General features: G+C 70.0%; 19 protein-coding genes. 17 read left to right on the forward strand and 2 right to left on the reverse strand.

The window, feature by feature from the left end; genetic code table 11:
• Positions 1-49: 49 nt before the first annotated feature.
• The 3 genes from J2853_RS08345 to J2853_RS08355 all read left to right on the forward strand — a co-directional run bounded on the left by J2853_RS08345 (position 50) and on the right by J2853_RS08355 (position 2785).
• Entirely contained in the window at positions 50-595 is a 546-nt protein-coding gene (locus tag J2853_RS08345; protein ID WP_307556393.1) for an MOSC domain-containing protein, read from the forward strand.
• Positions 596-645: 50 nt separating this feature from the next.
• A complete protein-coding gene (locus tag J2853_RS08350) occupies positions 646-1443 on the forward strand; it encodes a GNAT family N-acetyltransferase (protein ID WP_307556394.1) in 798 nt (265 codons plus the stop codon).
• Positions 1444-1690: 247 nt separating this feature from the next.
• Positions 1691-2785, forward strand: coding sequence for a winged helix DNA-binding domain-containing protein (locus J2853_RS08355; RefSeq protein ID WP_307556395.1), 1095 nt, complete (start codon positions 1691-1693; stop codon positions 2783-2785).
• Between the two features lie 42 nt (positions 2786-2827).
• On the opposite strand, the gene J2853_RS08360 is transcribed toward J2853_RS08355, so the two are convergent.
• A complete protein-coding gene (locus J2853_RS08360; RefSeq protein WP_307556396.1) occupies positions 2828-3823 on the reverse strand; it encodes a ketopantoate reductase family protein in 996 nt (331 codons plus the stop codon).
• Positions 3824-4080: 257 nt separating this feature from the next.
• Between J2853_RS08360 and J2853_RS08365 the strand changes: the two genes are divergently transcribed.
• The 9 genes from J2853_RS08365 to J2853_RS08405 all read left to right on the forward strand — a co-directional run bounded on the left by J2853_RS08365 (position 4081) and on the right by J2853_RS08405 (position 15176).
• Positions 4081-4725: a LysE family translocator gene (locus tag J2853_RS08365; protein WP_307556397.1), complete on the forward strand. Its 645-nt coding sequence runs from the start codon at positions 4081-4083 to the stop codon at positions 4723-4725.
• A gap of 194 nt (positions 4726-4919) precedes the next feature.
• Positions 4920-7154, forward strand: coding sequence for an SF1B family DNA helicase RecD2 (gene recD2 / locus J2853_RS08370; protein WP_307556398.1), 2235 nt, complete (start codon positions 4920-4922; stop codon positions 7152-7154).
• A gap of 173 nt (positions 7155-7327) precedes the next feature.
• A complete protein-coding gene (locus J2853_RS08375) occupies positions 7328-7783 on the forward strand; it encodes a MarR family winged helix-turn-helix transcriptional regulator (protein ID WP_307556399.1) in 456 nt (151 codons plus the stop codon).
• On the forward strand, positions 7780-8652 hold the full coding sequence (locus J2853_RS08380; protein ID WP_307556400.1) for an ABC transporter ATP-binding protein: 873 nt from the start codon (positions 7780-7782) through the stop codon (positions 8650-8652). The genes J2853_RS08375 and J2853_RS08380 overlap by 4 nt, the downstream gene beginning before the upstream one ends.
• The gene (locus J2853_RS08385; protein ID WP_307556401.1) at positions 8612-9472 is read left to right on the forward strand and encodes an ABC transporter permease; all 861 of its coding nucleotides are present in this window, start codon (positions 8612-8614) and stop codon (positions 9470-9472) included. The genes J2853_RS08380 and J2853_RS08385 overlap by 41 nt, the downstream gene beginning before the upstream one ends.
• 67 nt (positions 9473-9539) lie before the next feature.
• Entirely contained in the window at positions 9540-9692 is a 153-nt protein-coding gene (locus tag J2853_RS08390; protein WP_307556402.1) for an aromatic-ring hydroxylase C-terminal domain-containing protein, read from the forward strand.
• A 381-nt stretch (positions 9693-10073) separates the two neighbouring features.
• Positions 10074-11372: a helix-turn-helix domain-containing protein gene (locus J2853_RS08395; RefSeq protein ID WP_307556403.1), complete on the forward strand. Its 1299-nt coding sequence runs from the start codon at positions 10074-10076 to the stop codon at positions 11370-11372.
• Positions 11373-11772: 400 nt separating this feature from the next.
• On the forward strand, positions 11773-13152 hold the full coding sequence (locus J2853_RS08400) for a helix-turn-helix domain-containing protein (protein WP_307556404.1): 1380 nt from the start codon (positions 11773-11775) through the stop codon (positions 13150-13152).
• 614 nt (positions 13153-13766) lie between these two features.
• A complete protein-coding gene (locus J2853_RS08405; RefSeq protein WP_307556405.1) occupies positions 13767-15176 on the forward strand; it encodes a glycoside hydrolase family 43 protein in 1410 nt (469 codons plus the stop codon).
• 194 nt (positions 15177-15370) lie between these two features.
• Here the strand turns inward: J2853_RS08405 and J2853_RS08410 are convergent, their stop codons facing one another.
• On the reverse strand, positions 15371-16096 hold the full coding sequence (locus J2853_RS08410; protein ID WP_307556406.1) for a GntR family transcriptional regulator: 726 nt from the start codon (positions 16094-16096) through the stop codon (positions 15371-15373).
• Positions 16097-16262: 166 nt separating this feature from the next.
• Between J2853_RS08410 and J2853_RS08415 the strand changes: the two genes are divergently transcribed.
• The 5 genes from J2853_RS08415 to J2853_RS08435 are packed head-to-tail and all read left to right on the forward strand — an operon-like array spanning position 16263 to position 22098.
• Positions 16263-17534 carry an extracellular solute-binding protein gene (locus J2853_RS08415; RefSeq protein ID WP_307556407.1) on the forward strand — a complete coding sequence of 424 codons (1272 nt, stop codon included), beginning with the start codon at positions 16263-16265 and terminating at the stop codon, positions 17532-17534.
• A gap of 39 nt (positions 17535-17573) precedes the next feature.
• Positions 17574-18554, forward strand: coding sequence for a carbohydrate ABC transporter permease (locus J2853_RS08420; protein WP_307556408.1), 981 nt, complete (start codon positions 17574-17576; stop codon positions 18552-18554).
• Positions 18551-19375, forward strand: a complete 825-nt coding sequence (locus J2853_RS08425) for a carbohydrate ABC transporter permease (protein ID WP_307556409.1) — start codon at positions 18551-18553, stop codon at positions 19373-19375. The genes J2853_RS08420 and J2853_RS08425 overlap by 4 nt, the downstream gene beginning before the upstream one ends.
• 9 nt (positions 19376-19384) lie before the next feature.
• Complete coding sequence (locus J2853_RS08430; RefSeq protein ID WP_307556410.1) at positions 19385-20662, forward strand: beta-N-acetylhexosaminidase; 1278 nt, start codon at positions 19385-19387, stop codon at positions 20660-20662.
• A 35-nt stretch (positions 20663-20697) separates the two neighbouring features.
• Positions 20698-22098, forward strand: coding sequence for a cellulose binding domain-containing protein (locus J2853_RS08435; RefSeq protein WP_307556411.1), 1401 nt, complete (start codon positions 20698-20700; stop codon positions 22096-22098).
• Positions 22099-22158: the final 60 nt, after the last annotated feature.

Below are 22158 nucleotides of genomic sequence, written 5' to 3' on the forward strand. Positions count from 1 at the left end.
GCCTGAAAATCCCTTTTCGTCTTCGGTGGGGGCAGGGCAGGATCGTTCCATGACGAACGGACGGGTAACGGCGGTCAGCAGCAGCGCCACGCACACCTTCGGCAAGGTCTGCCGGCCGGGCATCCGGTTGCTGGCGGGGCTGGGGGTGGAGGGGGACGCGCATCTCGGCGTGACGGTGAAGCACCGCTCGCGCGTGGCGCAGGATCCCACCCAGCCCAACCTGCGCCAGGTCCACCTGATCCATGCCGAGCTTCACGACGAACTGCGGGCCGCGGGGTTCTCCGTGGCGGCGGGGGAGTTGGGGGAGAACGTCACCACCCGTGACGTCGACCTGCTGGGGCTGCCGGTGGGCGCGCTGCTGCGGCTGGGGGAGGAGGCGGTGGTCGAGGTGACCGGACTGCGCAACCCCTGCGTGCAGATCGAGGCGTTCCAGCCGGGCCTGCTGAAGCGGGTGGTGGGCCGGGACGAGACCGGTGAGCTGGTCCGCAAAGCCGGGGTGATGGGCGTGGTGGTGGCCGGTGGCGAGGTGCGGCCCGGCGACCCGATCGAGGTGGAGCTTCCGCGGCCTCCGCACCGGCGCCTGGACCGGGTATAGCCGGTTGACTCCATGTCGGAGGGGACCGGCCGTATGGTTGGCTGGTCGCAATGGACATCTCATCGCGGGCTTCGGCCTATCTCCGCATCTATGACGAGCAGCTACGGGCCCGGCCGATGCCCGGCCGCACCGCCGAGAAGATCGGGCCGATGCTGCGGACCGTGTCCAACGGGCACGGGCAGGGCGCTCTGACGTATCGGGATCTGGGCGGGCTGGACGGCGCCGAACTGGACGCGTTCATCGCGCGCCAGCGTGACTTCTTCACCCGGATCGGCCGGGAGGTGGAGTGGAAGTACCACGGCGACGACCTGCCCGTGGACCTGCCGGAGCGGCTGACGGCCGCCGGATTCGAGGCCCAGGAGCGGGAGACCATCCTGGTGGGTGAGGTCGCGGAGCTGACCGGGGCCGCCGAGCCGGCCGGTGGGGTGCGGTTGCGGGAGGTGAGCGGGCGGGCCGATCTGGAGCGGATCCGGGAGATGGAGGAGACGGTCTGGGACGCCGACCACGGCTGGCTGCCCGACATGCTGGAGCGCGACATCGCCGGGCCCGGCGATCCGTGCGTGGTGGTGGTCGCCGAGGTGGAGGACCAGGTGGTGTGCGCGGCGTGGATGCGGTGCCACGAGGGCACGGACTTCGTCTCGCTGTGGGGCGGCTCGACGTTGAAGGAGTGGCGGGGGCGAGGGATCTACCGGGCGACGGTGTCGTACCGGGCCCGGCTCGCGGTGGATCGGGGGTTCCGGCTGGTGCGGGTGGACGCCTCCGACGCCAGCCGGCCGATCCTGACCAGGCTGGGCCTGGAGGCGATCGCGACGACGACGCCCTACGTGTGGGTGCCCCCGGCCGTCTGACGGGCGGGTGCCCGGTGGAGTCGGCGTGGGAGCGTGCCGGCCGCAGGGCGGCACGGCTGGGCGGGGCGCGTCGATGACGGGCGTTCGAGCGGGACCCCTCGCCGATGAGGCGCTCAAACGGGGATCGTCGCGGACGTGACGTCCGGGCGGGGGCGTCGCGGGTGAGCGCGAATTATTTTGCGGAACGAATCATTCCGTTCTGCTATCGTGGCGAGAGTGGCGGAACCCCCCCGGCGAGAGGACAGGCATGCCCCAGGTGCTCAGCAGGCGCGAGCTCAACCGAGCCACCCTGGACCGGCAGCTCCTGCTGACCAGGTCGGAGCTGCCCGCGCTGGAGGCCGTCCGGCACCTGTACGGCATGCAGGCCCAGGCGCCCGACCCTCCCTACATCGGGCTGTGGACCCGCCTCGCCGGATTCGCCCACGACGATCTCGCCCGGCTGCTGCACGAGCGCCGGGTGGTACGGCTGGCCCTGATGCGTTCCACCATCCATCTGGTCACGGCGGACGACTGCATGGCCCTGCGCCCGCTGCTGCAGCCGATGCTGACGCGGGCACTGCGGGGCGCGTACGGCAAGAGGCTGGCCGGGCTGGACCTGGAGGAGCTCGCCGCCGAGGGGCGGGCCCTGGTGGAGGAACGGCCGCTGACCTTCCGCGAGCTCGGGGAGCCGCTGCGGCGGCGGTGGCCGGAGCTCGCCCCGGCGGACCTGGTCGGCGCTGTGCGCAGCCTGCTGGCGCTGGTGCAGGTTCCGCCGAGGGGCATCTGGGGCGTGGGAGGGCAGGCCGCCCACACCACCGCGGAGGCATGGCTGGGGCGTTCCCAGGACGAGAGGTCCTCCCTGGCCGAGGCGATCCGCCGCTACCTGGCCGCCTACGGACCCGCGACGGTGATGGACATCCAGCAGTGGTCGGGCATGACCCGGCTGGGAGAGGTCGCCCGGGGCATGGGCCTGCGGGTCTTCGCGACCGAGGACGGCGCGGAGCTGCTGGACCTGCCCGAGGCGTCGCGGCCCGACCCGGACACCCCGGCTCCGGTGCGTTACCTGTCGGAGTTCGACAACATGCTGCTGTCGTTCGCCGACCGCACCCGGACCCGGATCATGGCGGACGAGTATCGTGCGCGGGTCTTCACGATCAACGGCATCATCAAGGCGACCGTCCTGGTCGACGGGTTCGTCCGGGGCATGTGGAAGGTGACGGCGAAGCGGGGCGAGGCGATCTTGGAGGTGGACCTCTTCCAGCCGGTGAACGCGCGGGAGCGGGAGGCGCTGGAGTTGGAGGGGGCGCGCATGCTCGACTTCGTCGCCCCCTCGGCGAAGGTCCGCGACATCCGCCTCGGCTGAGCGCGCCCCGCACCCGCGACCGGAGATCCGAAGCCGGTCTCGTCAGGGGCCGACGAGGGCCAGCAGCTCCGAGGCCGTCATGCTTCCCGGCGCTCGAAGCTCGCGTGCGAACTCGTTCGCCAGCCGTTGCAGAACCTCGTTGACCGGTGTGGAGACCCCGTGCGTGCGCCCCAGGAGGGTGATCTCGCCGTTGAGGTAGTCGGACTCGATGGACCCGGAACCCCGGGCCAGGCTCTGCCAGGACGAGCCGCCGCCGCGTCTCTCGCCCTCGACGCGCCTCAGCCGCACCCGATCGCCCCGCACCTCCGCCTGCTCCGCCACGCCGGCGTGGTCGATCCCCGCCGCCGCGAGTACGGCCTCTCCCTCGGCCATGGCCCGCCGGCTCAGTTCGAGCGCCTCGTCCCCGGTGATCGGCCCGCAGATCGCCTCCAGGGCGTTGCCGAGGTTGGACAGCAGCTTGGCGTACTTCCAGCGCATGACGTCGGGGGAGATCGGCGCGAGGAAGGCTGACTTCTCCAGGTCCGCGGCGATCCTCTCCAGGGTCTCCCCGGCGCCCGAGGGGTAGCGGCCGAGGTGCAGGATCCCGCTCAGGGGCGAGCCCGAGGCCGCGATCTTCCCCGGTTCGAGGTGCGACGCGGGAAGCCAGACGCACATGCCGTACACATGGCGGAAGCGGCGCAGGGCCAGCCGCTCGTTCTCCACCCCGTTCTGCGCGCAGACCAGCGGCAGCAGGTCGGCCGCCGTGCCTCCGCCGGCCACCGGCCGCCCGGCCCAGGCGTCCAGCAGCGCGACGCTGTGCTGGGTCTTCACCGCGAGGACGAGGACGTCGCCGGGCTGGAGTTCGAGCGCCTCGGGCCGATCGACCGTGGGAATCGGCAGGGTGAGCACCTCGTCGGGCGTCGCGAGGTGGAGCCCGCCCTCGCGCAGCGCCTCGTAGTGCGGGCCGCGGGCCACGAGGACGACCTCGTGGCCCGCGGCGAACAGCCGCCCGCCGATCGTTCCGCCGACCGCCCCTGCACCAATGATGATGTATCGCATTATCAGACCTTCGCATGGAGGTCTGCGAGGTCCAAACCGTCGTCCCACGGCCGGTGGGGCGGGTCCGGCTCCCGGCTGCCCGGAACCGCGCCCCGCCACCGGTGGAGCGGGTCCTCACAACCCCGCCTCGCAGCCTATGGAGCGGATCCGGATTCCCCGGCCGCCGTCGGAGCCCGCTCGGGGGCCGACACCCTTTCAAGGCCATTAACGGGAATTGGCCGTTTTCCTGATAGGGGGAGGGGCCGGATGATTCGACAATGGTCTCTGTCAACGCTTTCGCCGGCATCGGGGCGGTCGCTCTTGGAATGGTCCTCACCCCCGGACCCAACATGATCTACCTGGTCTCCCGGTCGGTGACCCAGGGGCGCCGGGCCGGGCTGATCTCGCTGTCGGGTGTCGCCGCGGGGTTCCTGGTCTACCTGGCGGCCGCGGCCGCCGGCATCGCGACGATCTTCGCCGTGGTGCCCGCCCTCTACACCGCGGTCAAGCTCGCGGGCGCCGGATACCTGCTGTGGCTGGCGTGGAAGGCGGTACGGCCGGGCGGCGAGCCGGTCTTCGCCCCCACCGCGCTGCCGGTGGATCCGCCGCGGAGGCTGTTCTCCATGGGGCTCCTCACCAACCTCCTCAACCCCAAGATCGCCATTCTGTACGTGTCGCTGCTTCCCCAGTTCGTCGATCCGGCGCTCGGCCACGTCGCCGAGCAGAGCCTTCTCCTCGGCCTCACCCAGATCGCCGTCGCCCTGTCGGTCAACGCCATGATCGTGCTGACCGCCGGGGCGGTCGCGGCGTTCATGGGCCGCAGGCCGATGTGGATGCGCGTTCAGCGCTACCTGATGGGCGCCGTGCTGGCGGGGCTCGCCCTCCGCATCGCCACCGACCGGTCGAGCGCCGTGGCGCCGTAGCCGGCCTTCCGGGAGCCCGCGCACGCCGCCGGGCCCGGGGCCGTCCAACCCCTCTCGCCGGGGCCGATGCCCCACGTGCCGAAGGAGGTGGTCAGGACACGTGTGAGCAACCCCCCCGGGCACCTCCCGAACTGTCGCAGCCGCCCGCTAGTGTCCTGCGATGAGGTGCTGCACATGATTCCGGGGAGCATACGGTGACCGTGCCCGCGAAGCCGTACCCGGCGGACGTGGAGGGCTCCGTCGAGCAACTGGTGTACGTCCGCGACGACGAGTACACGATCGCGCGGATGAGCGCCGAGGGCCTGCCCTCCTTCGTCGCCGCCGGCCGGGCGCTGGCCGGGGTGCAGCCCGGGGAGACGCTGCGACTGGCGGGGGAGTGGGAGGAGCACCCGCGCCACGGCAGCCGCCTGGTGGTCGAGCGGTGCGAGCGGGTGGTCCCCTCCACCGTGCGCGCCATCACGCTCTACCTCGGCTCGGGCCTGATCCGCGGGATCGGGCCGAGGCTCGCCCACGCCATCGTCAGCCACCTGGGGGAGCGGACGCTCACGGTCATCGACACCGAGCCGGAGCGACTGCGGGAAGTCCTCAACATCGGCGCCGTGCGGCAGGAACAGATCGTCCAGGCGTGGGCGGAGCAGAAGGAGGTCGCCGCGCTGATGGTCGTCCTCCAGGGCTTCGGGATCAGCCCGCTGCTCGCGGCCAAGGTCTACCAGGTGTACGGCAACGACTCGCGAGAGGTCCTCACCGGCGACCCGTACCGGCTGATCGGCCAGGTCAGGGGGATCGCCTTCCACACCGCCGACCGGATCGCGCTGCGATCGGGGGTGCCGGAGAACAGCCCGCAACGGATCAAGGCGGCGATCGTCGACAGGCTGGAGACGGCGTCCGCCCGTGACGGGCACTGCTTCCTGCCCCTGCGCGCCCTCCTCGTCGCGGTGGCGAGCCTGGTGGAGCAGGAGGAGGCGCTGATCCGCCGGGCGGTCGACGCGTTGATCGCCGACCACCGGATCGTCGTCGAGGCGTCGCCGGCGGGCTCCGGTCAGGTGGTGTACTCCAAGGAGCAGCACAGCCGCGAGGTCACGCTGGCGACGCACCTGGACAGGCTCTGGCGGGCCCGTTCGACGCTTCCGCTGCGCGCGTTCGCCGACGACGAGGGGCTGCACGAAGACCAGCGGATGGCCGTGAACCTGGCGCTGACCAGCACCGTGTCCATCCTGACCGGCGGCCCCGGTTGCGGCAAGAGCCACACGGTGAAGGTGATCGCGGCGACCGTTCGGGCGATGGGCGGCACGGTGACCCTGGCCGCGCCGACGGGCAAGGCGGCCAAGCGCCTGTCGGAGCTCACCGGTCTGCCCGCGATGACCGTGCACCGGATGCTCGCCCCGCGGCCCGAGCTGGAGGGCACGCTGTTCCAGCAGTCTCCCGCGCAGGCGGATCTGATCGTGGTGGACGAGACGTCGATGCTGGACCTGCAGCTGGCCACCCGGCTGACGGCCGCGATCCCGGCGGGCAGCCACCTGCTGCTGGTCGGAGACAGCGACCAGCTCCCCAGCATCGGGCCCGGCAGCGTGCTGGCCGACCTGCTGCTGGTGGAGGAGATCCCGCGGGTCCGGCTGACCCACGTCTTCCGGCAGGCGCAGGACAGCGGGATCGTCCAGGCCGCCCACCGGATCCGGGCGGGTGAGCTGCCTGCGCTGCCCGGCAGGGGCGGTTTCTGGTTCGAGGAGCTCGACGATCCTGACCAGGTGGCCGAGCGGGTGGTCCACCTGGCGACGGAGGCGATCCCCCGCAAGCAGAACATCGGCAAGGACCAGGTCCAGGTGCTGAGCCCGATGCGCAAGGGGGCGACGGGCACGGCGGAGCTCGGCCGCAGGTTGCAGGAGCGGCTGAACCCCCCGCGTGAGGGAGCGGCCGAACACTGGTCGGGCCCCGCGGTCTTCAGGGTCGGAGACCGCGTCATGCCGATCCGCAACAACTACGACAAGGGTGTGTTCAACGGGCAGACCGCCACGGTCACGGCGCTGAGCCCGCAGGAGCGGCTGATGGAGATCCGCACCGACGACGGGGTGAGCGTGGAATACACCTTCGGCGAGCTGGACGAGCTGACCCACGCCTACGCGATCAGCGTGCACCGCTCCCAGGGCAGCGAGTACCCGTTCGTGGTGGCGCCGATCGTGGCCGAGGCCGGAGGCGTGATGTTGCGCCGCAGGCTGCTGTACACCCTGGTCACCAGAGCGAAGGCGTGGGTGGTCCTCGTCGGCCAGCGCGAGGCGCTGGAAATGGCGGTGAACCAGCTCGGTTACCGGAGGAACACCGGCCTGGCCCCGAGGCTGGCCCTGAGCCTGGGAACCGTGCCGCGCACAGCGCGCGCGACGGCCGAGCCGGGCTCGGGGCCGGTCGTGAGCGAGAGCGGCCGATCTCCCGTCTGACCGGGTGGCGATCGAGCCGGGCCGCGCCTCCCCGGCGGACGGACGATTCCGCCGGTGCTTCCTGCCGGGGGTCGCGAGTCCGCGGTGGGTGAAATCAGCGCGTTTTACTGGGGTTATGACCAGGAGTAACCGTACGATTCGTATTATGTCGTAAGCAGAGCTAATATTTGTGCATGGGTACAGCAGACCTTCCCGAAGCCCTCTCCAATGTTCTGTTCGGCATCCAGCGGATCATCCGGCGCAAACTGCGCCACGCCCTGGATCGGCCCCGGCTGCGCGGTGCCCAGGTCGAGTTGCTCCAGCTGGTCGCGGCCAACCCCGGAATCGGCGTGTCGGCGGCGGCCAAGGAGCTTTACCTGGCGGGGAACTCGGTGTCCACGCTGGTCAACCAGCTCAGGGCGGTCGGTCTGCTGCACCGGGAGACAGACCCGCAGGACCGCCGGTCCGCGCTGCTGCTGCCCACCTCCGAAGCCGAGGCACAGCTCAGGGCCTGGCAGGAGCGGCGCGTCGCGCTCGTCCGCGAGCAGGTGGAGCGGCTCAGCGAGGACGACAGGGCGGCACTGGTCGCCGCGCTCCCGGCGCTTCACCAGCTCGCGGAAGGTTTGCAGGAGGAAGTGGAGAGACTATGAGCGACGACGCACGGACGGCCGCCGATCCCGGGACGACGACGGGCGGGGCCGTCGAGGACGCCGTCACCTGCGGTGACCTGCGTTACTCCTTCGGCCAGGTCAAAGCCGTGGACGGCCTTGACCTCTCGGTCGCCTCCGGCGAGATATTCGGCCTGCTCGGCCCGAACGGCGCGGGCAAGAGCACCGTCATCCGCTGCGTGACCACGCTGCTGCCGGTCCCGCCCGGCATGGTGCGGGTCTTCGGCCACGACGCGGCCAGGGAAAGGATGGCGGTGCGCCGCCTGCTCGGTTACGTCCCCCAGCAGCTCTCCGCGGACGCGAGCCTCACCGGGCGGGAGAACGTCGCCCTGTTCGCCCGTCTCTTCGACGTCTCCCGCCGTGAACGTTCCGCCCGAGTCGCGGAGGCGCTGGAGGCGGTCGGGCTCGCCGACGCCGCCGACCGGATGGCGAGTACGTACTCCGGTGGCATGGTGCGTCGTCTCGAACTCGCCCAGGCACTGATCAGCGCGCCGCGCCTGCTGATGCTCGACGAGCCCACGATCGGGCTGGACCCCATCGCCCGCACCAGCGTGTGGGAGCACATCACCGCGGTGCGGGCCGCCACCGGGATGACGGTCCTGGTCACCACGCACTACATGGACGAGGCCGAGCAGTACTGCGACCGGGTCGCGCTGATGCACCAGGGACGCATCCGGGCACTCGGTACGCCCGAGCAACTGGTGGCCGAGCTGCGCGCCCGCCGCGACGACGGCTCGACGCCGACGCTGGAGGACGTCTTCCGGGACGTCGCGGGCAGCGGTCTCGACGAAGAAGGAGGGGAGTTCCGCGATGTCCAACGTACCCGCAGGACCGCGTCCCGCGTTGGCTGACAACCCCGGCGACCTGGGACTCGATCTGTTGCTGATCCCGCCGCGCGCCCGCGCGGGGTGGCGCGTGCTGCCCGCCAGGGTCGCCGCGATGTGCGTGGTGGAGCTGCAGAAGCTGCGTCACGACCGGACCGAGCTGTACACCCGTGCGGTCCAGCCGGCCCTGTGGCTGCTGATCTTCGGTGAGACGTTCACCCGGATCAGGGCGATCCCGACCGGCGGCATCCCGTACCTGGACTACCTGGCTCCCGGGATCATCGCCCAGTCGGCGATGTTCATCGCCATCTTCTACGGCATCCAGATCATCTGGGAGCGTGACGCGGGCGTCCTCACCAAGCTTCTGGTCACGCCGACCCCCCGTGCCGCGCTGGTCACGGGCAAGGCCTTCGCGGCGGGGGTGAAGGCGCTGATCCAGGCGGTCGTCGTGGTCATCATCGCCGCGGCGCTGGGCGTGTCCATGACCTGGAATCCGGTGCGCCTGATCGGTGTGGTCGCGGCCGTGATCCTCGGCTCGGCGTTCTTCTCCTGCCTGTCGATGACGATCGCCGGGATCGTTCTGACCCGCGACCGTCTGATGGGCGTCGGCCAGGCCATCACGATGCCGCTCTTCTTCGCCTCCAACGCGCTCTACCCGGTCGCGATCATGCCCGACTGGCTTCGGGCGGTCAGCACGATCAACCCTCTCAGCTACCAGGTCGACGCCCTGCGCGGCCTGCTGCTGGGCACTCCCTCCCATCTGCCGCTGGACTTCGCGGTCCTCCTCGTCGCCGCGGCGATCGGCATCACGGCGGCGTCCTGCCTGCTGGGGCGGCTGGCGCGTTGACGATCGGACCGCGGCCGGGCATCGCGTCTCCGGCGCTCTCCGGTCTCCGGACGCCCACATCGCCGTCATGGCCGGCCGCCCCGGACGGGGGCTCCCCGCCGGACTGCTGATCCGCCCCGACGGCTACGTGGCCTGGGCGGCTCCCGCCGACCCTCAGGACGGGCCCGCGCATCACGGTTCGCGTGAGGCGCTGTCCTCCTGGTTCGGCGAACCCGCTTGACGCGCTCCCCGGTCTGAGGACCGGGGATTCAGCCCGTGCCGTCCGCCTCCGGCCGGGTCCGTACGGCACCCCACGATCATCGGGGTGCCGCGCGGCGGCGTCTCCGCCCTCGAATCCCCGCCTCCCCGGCCGTTGGGGACGATGGGGAGAAAAGGCGAGCGGATTCCGGCCGGGTTGAAAGGCACCTGACGCAGAGCCGACATGACAATGCGCCCTCTCCGTGATGATCAGTAAGATAACTTGTAAGGGTCATAGCATGACATTTGACGGCTAATGCAGCCGTGGCGGGGACGGCGGGGACGGCGGGGGTGTAGGGCACCGTCCCGAGTCAGGGCCGCCGCCGGGGCTGGACTGCCTGATCAAAGGCTTCCAAGGGGTGACGTGGCCACTAAGGTTTTGACAGGGCCTGGGGGACGAATCAAAACAGTCCGCCGTCAACGCGGTCTCTCGCAGGCACAGCTAGCCCATCCTGAACTGTCGGACAGTTATGTGTCCCTGATCGAGAGCGGAAAACGAGTACCCACGCCGTCGGTTCTTGAACTGCTGGCCGGAAAACTCGATTGCTCCCTGTCCTATCTCATCAGCGGGGTGAACACCGAGCAGAGGGAGCAGATCGAGCTCAGTCTGCAGAGCGCGCGGAGGGCGCTGGACCACGGCGACCCGGACAGGGCCCGCGCCGAGTACGCCGGCCTCGTGGCCGACGACACCCTGGCCGAGCTTCCCCAACTGCGGCGTGAGGCGGAGCTCGGGCTGGCGGACGCGATGCAGGCGGGCCGTCAGTGGGGCGAGGCGATCGAGCTGCTGACCCGGATCCGGGAACGCGACGCCGAGGTCATGTCCACCCAGGAACGGGTGAGCGTCGCCTGCGCGCTGTCGCGGTGCTATCGCCACAGCGGGGACCTGACCCGGGCGGTGCTGGTCGCGGAGGAGATGGTGGACAGCGCCGTCCGCTCCACCTGGAGCGAGGGGCTGGTGCGCCTGGGCGTCAAACTGCTCGTCGCCTACATCGAACGGGGAGACCTGCTGCGGGGCAGCCAGTTCTGCCGTGAGTTGCTCGTGGGCGCCGAGCTCGTCGGTGATTCCTCACTGCTCGCCTCCGTGCACCGGGTGGCCGCGATCCTGGCGGTGGAGAACGGGCACGGCGCCGAGGCGATCAGACATGTGGAACGAGCCATAGTCGTCTACGGCGACGCCGGCGACCCGAGCCGCCTGCGCAGGCTTCGGAGTGATCACGCCCGTATCGTGCTGAGCACATCCTCCGCGGACGCCGCGTCGGTGCGCACGTTGGTGGAGCAGATGGAGGCCGAACTCGCGGGCGATCCGGCGGCCTCGATCGACGCGATGCGATGCGTGATGAACCTGGTCAACGCCGAACTGCTGCGGGGACGCACCGGCAGGGCCGCGGAACACGTCGCGGCGCTCCTGCGGATCGTCGAAGGTCTTCCGGGGGAGCCGGCCGTCGAGGCCCGCCTGTCGGCGGGCCAGGCGCTGGTCGAGCTGAAACGGCCTCAGGACGCGATGCGCGAGCTGACGGTCGTGGCCGAGTGGCTGGGGCAGGCGCCTGCCACACAGCGGACCGCGCGAATGTGGCTGGCCGTCGCGAAGGCTCTGGAACGGATCGGCGAGCCCGCCCGGAGCGTGGACGCCTACCGGCGAGCGCTGGCCTGCGTAGGGGTGTGAATGCGAGTGAGACCCCCTGGTCGTGGAAAGGACCAGAGGGTCTCACCGTCGCCGGCGGTGTCGGGGAACGGTGTCCGAGCGGTGGAGCCCCCGCACGCTCGCCGGATCAGCGGTTTATTCGTAGCAGCACTTCCCGCCGCTGTGCAGCGCCGAGAGCGTTGCCGACGAGCTCGAGGCCGACAGGGAGGCCGCCGACGTCACGACGGGCACTCCGAGACTGAGGATGACCGTGCACGTGACAGTGAGCGCGGCTAACAAACGCCGTTCTTTATTCACAAATATCTCCATCGCGTTTTACGGGCCTTCATGGTGATTGTCTCGCGTGTCGCTACAGGGCACAACTACCGATTGTGGCATTTGAGTAGTTATGGCTTAGTGGTGTCTAGTATGCGCTGATGAAGTGATCCGCGCGAGCCTCCAACCGACGGCGTCCAGGGAGTACAACGTGATCGGCAAGAGCGTGGGCGAGCGTCTGCAGGCATTGCGTCAGCAGCGCGACATGACCGTGCCGCAGCTTTCGGGGCCTGAACTGCCCGAGGAGGAGGTGAAGGCGATCGAGCGCGACGTGCGTGACCCCGATGCCGCGGAGCTGCGGATCCTGGCGGAACGGCTGGACTGTTCCCCCGCCTTCCTGGGCCAGGGGATCACCGACCGGCAGGTGGCCGTTCTGTACTCGCGGACGGATCGCGCTGAAGCGGCGCTGCGCGCGGGGGAGGTGCGGAAGGCCGGGCAGGAGCTCGCGCGGTTGGGCGCCGAGCCCGCGCTCGGCTTCCTGCCGGACCTACGCCGGCGTGTCGGCTACGGCTCGGCTCTCGCGCTGGAGGCCGCCGACAATCGGCCGGCGGCGATCGAGCAGCTGAGGACGCTGCTGGAGGAGGCGTGCTCGGTGCGCGCCGAAACGGCGGCCGCGCTGGCCGACACGGAGGTGGAGTTGCGCGAGCAGCGCATCTCGATCGCCCTGGCACTGTGCCGGTGTCACTGCGAGGTGGGCGAGGTGCAGGCGGCCGTACAGGTCGGAGAAGAGGCCCTGGAGCGTGAGGAGCCGCTGGGGTGGACCGACCGGCTGGTGGAACTGGCCTCGACGTTGCTGGCGGCCTACATCGAGCGCGGCGACCGCGAGCGGATGACCCAGTTCGCCACCGAGCTCCTGGAGGAGGCCGATCGGATCAGATCGCCTCGGGCCATCGTGGCGGCGTCCTGGAACAGTGCGATCGTGGCCCACATCCTCGGCGATCTGCTGGAAGCCGATCATCTGAGCAACCGGGCCATGCGGCTGCAGGCCACCTTGGACGATCCGCTGGCGGCAGGCAGGCTTCGAATGTGCATGGCCGAATACGCCCTGCAGCACGCCCCGGAGGACCTCGACATCGAGAAGATCGACAGGATGCTCACCACGGCGTACGGGGAGTTGACGGCGGCTTCGGCCCACCCGAGCGACATCGCCTCGTGCCTGCTGTCGCTGGCTCGCCTCGATCTGCTGCGGGGCAGGCCCGATCGTGCCCTCGATCGCGGGCTGAAGACGGTGGAGCAGGGGGTGGAGCTGGTCGGGCCGGTGGCGGTGGAGGCACACCAGTTGCTGGCCCAGATCTACCAGGCGCTCGGACGTGTGGAGGAGGCGGTGGCCGCGCAGACCGAGGCCGCGCGGGAGCTGGAGCGGATGGAGGCGCTACGGCGAGCCTCGGAGGCGTGGATAGCCGTCGCCGACCTCTACGACGGCGCGGGACGGCCGGAGCAGGGGCACGCCGCGCTGCGGCGGGCGCTGGCGTGCGCGGCGTTGTAGGGACGGACGCCGGAAGGCGGCGCGCCCCGTAGAGGCGGCTGCCGGGAGACGGCGGACACCGGCCCTGCGGAGGCGGACACGGCTCCATGGAAACGGACACCGGCTCTGCGGCGGGCACCAGCCCCATGGAAACGGGTACCGGCTCTGCGGAGGCGGCGGGCACCGGTCCTGTGGAAACGGACACCGGGATGAGCGGGCGCGGTGGAAAGGACGCCGGCACGCGGCTGTCCGCCGCGCTCCGGCACCCGCCGGGACGCGGACGCGGAGACGCCGCGAACGAGAGGGCACCCTCGGGTCGATCAGGAAAGCCGACGTGGCGCCGCCGGACAATGTTAACGCCAACACTTAGTCGGGCGCCGATGGCGAGGGGCGGACCTCGCCCTTTCCAGCTCACCAGGCCGTCGGCCGAGCGTGAACGTTGGGCCTTGACAGAGTTTCTGTTATCGCAAACACTCAGGAAACCTCACCGAAACAGGGCAGACGATATCTGCCCACCCCAGGAACGTCATTGCGACCTGGAATGTTAGCGCTAACCAAGGTGGCTGCCAGGTCGAGAGATCGCATGTTCGGCACCGTTTCGCGCCTTCAGGCACCCACCCCCCAGGAGCAACGCCATGAAACGACGATGGGCGGCAGCCCTCGCCACGATCGCCGCGTTCGGACTCGTCCTCACCACGGCCGGACCGGCACCCGCCGCGAGCCCGATCACCACCGCCCTCTACACCGCCGACCCCGCCGCGCTGGTCGTCGGCGACACGATGTACCTGTACACCGGTCATGACGAGGCGGCCACGGGCGGCACCAACTTCGTCATGCGCGACTGGCACGTGTTCTCCTCCACCGACGCGACCACCTGGACCGACAACGGGGCCAGGATGTCGCTCTCGAACTTCGCCTGGGCCGGAGGCGACGCCTGGGCGGGAGAGGTCGAACCCCGTAACGGCAAGTATTACTGGTACGCGCCGGTCAACGGCAGGGGCGCGGGCTGGATGGACATCGGCGTCGCGGTCGGCGACAGCCCGCTCGGCCCGTTCACCGACGCCAAGGGCGGACCGCTGATCAGTGACAGCACCCCGAACTCCTCGCCTCTCAACATCGACCCGACCGTGTTCACCGACGATGACGGCCAGGCCTACATCTACTGGGGCTCCTACAACGGCGTGCGCGCCGCCAAGCTCAAGCCCGACATGATCAACCTGGACGGCCCGGTGATCACCCCGGCGGGGGTCGGCAACTTCTGGGAGGCCCCCTGGATGTTCAAGCGCAACGGCACCTACTACCTGGCCTACGCCGCCAACGACTCCGGTTGCTCCTCGCCGGGCTACGCCTGCATCCGCTACGCCACCGCGAGCAACCCGATGGGCCCCTGGACCCACCGCGGGGTCGTGCTCGACCAGGTCACCTCGACCACCAACCACCCGGCGATCATCGAGTTCAAGGGCCAGTGGTACATGGTCTACCACAACGCCGGAGCCCCTGGCGGCGGCAACTTCCGCCGCTCGGTCACCCTGGACAAGCTCTACTGGAACGCCGACGGCACGATGCAGAAGGTCGTGCAGACCACCACCGGCGGCGGAGGCGGCGGGCAGCCGCCCACCGGAACCAACCACGCTCTCGCCGCCACCGCCTCGACGTCGTTCGTCTCCGCCTGGGAGACGCTCGGGGCGATCAAGGACGGCTACGTTCCGGCGAGTTCCGCCGACCACAGCCACGGCGCCTACGGCAACTGGAGCCACCAGGGCACCGAATGGATCGAGTACCGATGGCCCGCCGCGCGTTCGATCGGCAAGGTGGCGACCTACTGGTTCGACGACAACCAGGGCATCGACCTGCCCGCGTCCTGCCAGGTGCAGTACTGGAACGGCAGCGCCTACGTGAACGTGCCGGGGCAGTCGGGCTGCGGTGTCGCGGGCAACACCTACAACATCACCACGTTCACCCCGGTCTCGACCACCCGGCTGCGTCTGAACATCACCTCGAGGAGCGGTTACTCGACCGGGGTCCTGGAGTGGATGGCGCTCTGACGGCGGCCTCGGCCCACCGGGCGACATCGCCTCATGCCCGCTGTCGCCGGCTCGCCTCGCTCACCGCGCGGGCGAACGCCGCCGCCGGCGCGACGGGAGGCTCCGCCTTCTCGGACTGACCGGCGCGCGAACCGATCACGGGACGTGGGCGCCGCCGACGCGGCGGCGCCCACGTCCCGCGCGTGCGGGCCCGGTCAGCCCGACGAGGTGTCGAAGTGGAGCTCGGAGGTGATCCGGTAGCGGTCGCCGCGATAGATCGAGCGGGTGAACTCGACGATCCGCCCGCCCGCGTCGCGGGAGGTGCGCTCGATGAGCAGCGCGGGGGCGTGCTGGGGGACGTCGAGGAGCTCGGCCTCGATCTCGTCGGTGACGGTCGGCTCGATGCTCTGGGTCGCGCCGCGCACGTCGACGCCGAAGCGGGTGCGCAGGAACTGGTAGAAGTTGCCCGACACCATGTCGTCGGGTTCGAGGCCCGTCACAAGGGCGTGCGGCAGGTGGATGCGCTCGATCGCGATGGGCTCGTCGTCCACCGTGCGCAGCCGTACCACGCGCAGGACGAGGTCGGCGGGGGAGACCTGGAGGCGGTGGGCGAGCCTGGCGGTGGCGGGGGCCGAGTCGAACTCCAGGATGCGGCTCAGCCAGTGGCCCTCGGCCGCGGGGGCGTGGAAGGAACTGCTCCCCGCCGCGAGGACCTGGGTGACCTTGCGGGGACCGGTGAACGTGCCCCGGCCGTGCTCCCGGATGAGGATGCCCCGGTGCACCAGCCCGTCGATCGCTGCGCGCAGCGTCGGGCGTGATACGCCCAGCTCCCGGCAGAGATCCCGCTCCGAGGGGATGGCGCTGCCCGGCTCCTTGTCCGCGATGAGGTCGAGCAGGAAGTCTCGGACCCGGTCGCGTTTGAGCCCCGTTGGAAGGTTCAACCCCGTTGTCTGCACGTTTTGACCTTACCAACAACTTACCAGTGCTGACAGCCGGGTTCCCTGATGAATGAGCAAGTCACTGGTTCATTACGCCTATTGACATGCCAACTGGTTAAGACCACTCTCCTCTCATCGGGTTACCAATAACTGACCACTGGGAGAACCCATGAGGTACCGCTTACTCGCCATGGCGGCGGCGCTGTCCGTCGGCCTCACCGCGTGCAGCTCCTCGTCCGAGACCGTGGCCGCTCCGGACGGGGGCGCGAGCGAGAGCGCCACCACGCTGACCGTCTGGGTCATGCGGGACAGCTTCTCCACCGCCGTGCTCGACCGCTTCAAGACCGGCTTCGAGCAGTCTCACGCCGGGGTCACCCTCGACATCCAGATCCAGGAGTGGGACGGCATCGGCCAGAAGGTGATCAGCGCCCTGGCCAGCAAGGACGCCCCCGATGTGATCGAGGTCGGCAACACCCAGGTCGCCGAGTACTCCGCCAGCGGCGGCGTGAAGGACCTCACCGACAAGGTCGCCGACCTCGGCGGCGACGACTGGATCCCCGGCCTGGCCGAACCCGGCAAGATCGACGGCCGGCAGTACGGCATCCCGTGGTACGCCGCCAACCGGGTCGTGATCTACAACAAGGACCTCTTCGCCAAGGCCGGCGTCACCACGCCGCCGAAGACCAGGGACGAGTGGCTGGACGTCACCGCCAAGCTCAACAAGGGCGGCGACCAGGGCATCTACCTGCCCGGCCAGAACTGGTACGTCCTGTCCGGGTTCATCTGGGACGAGGGCGGCGACCTGGCGGTCAAGGAGGGCGACCGGTGGAAGGGCACGCTGGACACGCCGCAGGCGCTGGCCGGCGCCGACTTCTACAGGAAGCTGCAGGCTCTCGGCAAGGGTCCCAAGGACTCCGACGAGGCCAAACCGCCGCAGGCGACGGTCTTCGCCAAGGGCGACGTCGCCCAGCTCATCTCGGCTCCCGGCGGGGCCGTGGCGATCGAGGAGGCCAACCCCGAGCTGAAGGGCAAGCTCGGCTTCTTCCCGATTCCCGGCAAGACCGCCGACCAGCCGGGCGCCGTCTTCACCGGCGGCTCCGACCTGGTCATCCCCGAGGCCTCGCAGCACCAGGATCAGGCCTACGAGGTGGTCAAGGCCCTGGCGGGGGAGAAGTTCCAGCTCGACATGGCCAAGGAGATGAGCTACGTGCCCAACAAGGTCTCCTTCGCCGGGGTCCTGAGCGGCAGCGAGGCCACCGCCGCCATGGCGTCGGGCGCCGCGAACGGCCACGCGACCCCCAACTCGCCCAACTGGGCGGCGGTCGAGGCCAAGAACCTCATCAAGGAGTACATGACCAAGTTCCTCACCGGCGACGCCGCCGCCACCGACGCCGCCGCGGCCTCCGCGGGCATCACCGAGATCCTCAACACCACGTCCTGACCGGCCCTCCCGCCGAATCCACCATCCGAGGAGTGTGCTGTGTCCCCGGTGCCCGCCGCACCCCAGGCCACCCGGCCGCGTCCCCGCGCCCCGGAGGCGGCCCCGCCGCCCCGGCCCCCGAGACGGTCCAGGCCGGCCGACCTGTGGCCGTACCTGCTGATCGCGCCGACGCTGGCGGGCACCGCCTACCTGCTCGTCTATCCGCTGGTGCGCAGCGTCGTGATCTCCTTCCAGCACTTCAGGCTGGGCGAGCTCATCCGCGGCGGGGCGGAGTTCGCCGGCTTCGACAACTACGCCGAGGTGCTCGGGGGCGCCGAGTTCTGGACGGTGGTGCGGCGGACGCTCGTCTGGACCGCCGTCAACGTCGTCCTGATCACGCTGATCGCGACGCTGATCGCGCTGATGCTGCCCAGGCTCGGCCGCTGGATGCGGCTCACGGTGATGAGCGGGATGGTCCTCACCTGGGCCACCCCGGTGCTCGCCGCGACGACGATCTTCCAGTGGCTCTTCCAGTCGCGGCTCGGAGTGGTCAACTGGCTGCTCGTCACGCTCGGGTTCGACTCGTTCAAGGACTACACCTGGTTCGCCGACGGTGACTCGACCTTTGTCATCCTCGTCGCGCTGGTGGTCTGGCAGTCGGTGCCGTTCGCCGCGCTCACCCTCTACGCGGGGCTGACCACCGTCCCCGCCGAGTTGTACGAGTCGGCGCGGATCGACGGCGCCACCGGCCTGCAGATCTTCCGCTCCGTCACCTTCCCGATCCTGCGGCCGCTCTTCGGCCTGGTCACCTCGCTGGAGGTGATCTGGGTCTTCAAGTGCTTCGCCCAGATCTGGGCGATCAGCAAGGGCGGCCCCGACGAGGCCACCACCACGCTGCCCGTCTACGCCTTCCAGATCGCGCAGTCGCTCCACAAGTACGACCTCGGCTCGGCGGTGTCCACGCTCACCGTGCTGATCCTGATCGCGGTCCTCATCACCCACCTACGGCGGATGCTCAAGCACGAAGGAGAGCAACTATGAGGCCGCGCCGCGTCCTGCTCAACCTCGCGGCCCTCGGGGTCCTGGTGGTCTCGGTCTTCCCCGTCTACTGGATGGTGCTGACCGCGTTCAAGCCGACGACCGACATCCTGTCGGAGACGCCGGGCTTCTGGCCCGCGCACCCCACCCTGGAGCACTTCACGACCGCCGTGGGGACACCGGGATTCTGGACCTTCTGGGGCAACAGCCTGTCGATCACGGTGGGCGCGGTGCTGCTCGCGCTGGTCGTCGCGCTCCTGGCCGCCTTCGCGGTGGCCAGGATGCGCTGGCGCGGGCGGCGGGCCTTCATCCTGATGGTCTTCATCGCCCAGATGGCGCCCTGGGAGGCGCTGCTGGTGTCGATGTACATCGTCGCCCGCGACACCAACATGCTCGACAAGCTGTCGATGCTCACGCTGATCTACTTCATGGCCACACTGCCGTTCACGATCGTGACGCTGCGCGGCTTCATCGCGGCCATTCCCCCCGAGTTGGAGGAGGCCGCCCAGATGGACGGCTGCAGCCGCGCCGCGGCCTTCCGCAGGGTGGTGCTGCCGCTGCTGGCGCCGGGGCTGATGTCGACCTCGCTCTTCGGCTTCATCACCGCCTGGAACGAGTTCGCCTTCGCCAACGCGCTCATCATCAAGAACCAGGACGACAGGACCCTGCCCGTCTGGCTCTCCTCCTTCAGCAACGTCTTCGGCACGGACTGGGGCGCCACCATGGCCGCCGCCACGCTCTTCATGCTCCCCGTACTCGCCATCTTCCTCGTCCTGCAGCGCCGGGTCACCTCAGGGTTGATCGCCGGCGCGGTGAAGGGATAAACCACCGTGATGATTCCGCGGCCACGTGAACTGGCCGTACTCGGGGGCTCCGTGCCGTTCCAGGACGATCTCCTGCGGCACCGCCCCGACGACCCCTCGCTCGGCACGGAGGGATACCGGATCGAGGTCACGGCCTCGGCCGCCGAGGTGACCGCCGGAGGTCCTGCCGGCAGGTTCTACGCCCTGCGGACGCTGGAGCAGCTCGGGCCCGCCGTGCCGTACGGGGTCATCGAGGACTCACCGAGGTTCGCCTGGCGCGGCGTCATGCTCGACGTCGCCAGGCACTTCATGCCCAAGGACTTCGTGCTCCGCCTGATCGACCTCCTCGCGCTGCACAAGCTCAACGTCCTGCACCTGCACCTGACCGACGACCAGGGCTGGCGCCTGGAGATCAAGGGTTACCCCCGGCTCACCGAGGTCAGCGGCGACTTCTACACCCACGAGGACATCCGCGAGATCGTCTCCTACGCGGCCGACCGGTTCGTGACCGTCGTTCCCGAGATCGAGATGCCGGGCCACACCCAGGCCGCCGTCGCCGCCTACCCCCGGCTCGGCAACCAGCCGTCCAGGCAGGTCGAGGTCTGGGACCGGTGGGGGGTCAGCGAGCACGTGCTCAACCTGGACGAGGCCACGCTCCGGTTCTGCACGGACGTGCTCGACGAGGTGGTGGACCTCTTCCCTGGGGAGTACGTCCACGTCGGCGGCGACGAGTGCCCCTCGGTGGAGTGGGAACGCAGCGAGACCGCCCGGCGGCGCCTGCGCGAGCTCGGCCTGCCGGGGGCCGGGGCCGCGCGGGCCTGGTTCACCGGCAGGATGGCGGCCCACCTCGCCGAGCGGGGACGCCGCCTCGTCTACTGGTACGAGAAATCCGACGGGACGCCCGGAACGACCGCGATGACCTGGCTGGACGAGGAGAGCGGTCCGCGTGCCGCGGCCGAGGGCCTGGACGTGGTGCTCACGCCGCACCGCCGCACCTACCTCGACTATCCGTCCGACGAACCGGGCCCGCAGGGGTTCGCGCTGACCCTCGCCGACACCTACGGCTTCGAGGCGCCCGAGACGCCCGACGGGGCGAGCGGCCGGATCCTCGGGGCGCAGTGCCAGCTCTGGACGGAGTACATGCCCACGCCCGAGCGGGTGGAGTACATGGCCTTTCCCCGCCTGTGCGCCTTCGCCGAGGTCGCGTGGGGCACGGCCGGCGACTACCCGGACTTTCTCCGGCGGCTCGAGGCGCACCTCGCCCGCCTCGCGGATCGAGGCGTCAACGTCGGCCCGCTCAACCCATAGGACTCGGGGACCCCTCACCCTGAAAGGAAAGGCCGTTGTTCAAGAAGCTGTTATGGGGCGGGCTGGTGGCCGCGCTGCTGGCCGCACTGGCCGTGGTCACCCCCGCCAGCGCCGCGCAGTCTCTGCGGCTGCAGTACAGGACGAGCGCCACCGGCGCCACCGCCGACCAGGTCGAACCATGGTTCAACCTGGTCAACTCCGGCACGACGGCCGTGCCGCTGAGCGGTGTGAAGATCCGCTACTACTTCAAGGCCGACTCCGCCGCGCAGCAGTACCGTTTCGCCTGCTCCTGGGCGGTCGTCTCCTGCTCCACGGTGACCGGCGTCTTCGGCACCCTCTCACCCGGCACGGCCACCGCCGACCGCTACCTGGAGGTGGGCTTCACCACCGGCACGCTCGCGGCCGGCGCCTCCACCGGCGATCTCCAGCTTCGTTTCCACCGGGCGGACTGGCAGAGGCTGACCCAGAGCGACGACTACTCCTTCGGCGCAGCCCGGACCGCGTACGGCGACTGGGACAAGGTCGCCGTCTACACCGGTGGCAGCCTCGCGTGGGGCACACCGCCCGCGGGCGGAACGGGCCCGTCGCCCACCCCGACCCCGACCGTCCCGCCCACCAACCCCGGCGGTGACGGCGTGGTCTTCGACGACTTCGCCTACACCGGCTCGGCCGACCCGACCATCGCCGCGCACAACTGGACGGTCCGCACCAACAGCGGCGGCCCCGGCGTGCCCGGTGCGAGCTGGCCGGCGTCCAACGTCACCTTCCCCACGATCGGCACCGGCAACAAGGCCCTGCAGCTCCGGGCTGCCACCGACGGAACCACCGGCGGGACCTCGCAGTCGGAGTTCCTCAACCAGCGCAAGTTCTTCGAGGGCACCTACGCCGCCCGGGTGAAGTTCTCCGACGCACCGGAGAGCGGCCCCGACGGTGACAACATCGTGCAGACCTTCTTCACGATCACCCCGCTCGCCGCCGACCTCGACCCCGACTACAGCGAGCAGGACTTCGAGTATCTGCCCAACGGCGGCTGGGGCGCCCAGGGTCCGATCATGTACGCCACCACCTGGGAGACCTACCGCAACGAGCCCTGGCTGGCGGTCAACGTCCACACCGAGCGGACCGTCAGCTACAACGGCTGGCACGACCTGGTGTTGCAGGTCTCCGGAGGGAACGTCAAGTACTACATCGACGGCGTCCTCTTCGCCCAGCACGGCGACATCTACTATCCCGAGACGCCGCAGTCGGTGAACTTCAACCTGTGGTTCATCGGCGGCGGGCTCGTCGGCAGCTCGACCCCGCGGGCCTACACCCAGCAGGTCGACTGGTTCTACTTCACCAAGAACGAGGTGGTCGCTCCGGCCGAGGTCGTCAACCGGGTGAACGGCTACCGCACGACCGCCACAACCTGGAAGGACACCGTTCCCAACCCCTGACGGACACCTGACGGCAAGGCGCCATCGCAAGGAGGCTGCGATGGCGCCTTGACGCCAATA

Source organism: Streptosporangium lutulentum, assembly GCF_030811455.1.
GTDB classification, from domain to species: domain Bacteria; phylum Actinomycetota; class Actinomycetes; order Streptosporangiales; family Streptosporangiaceae; genus Streptosporangium; species Streptosporangium lutulentum.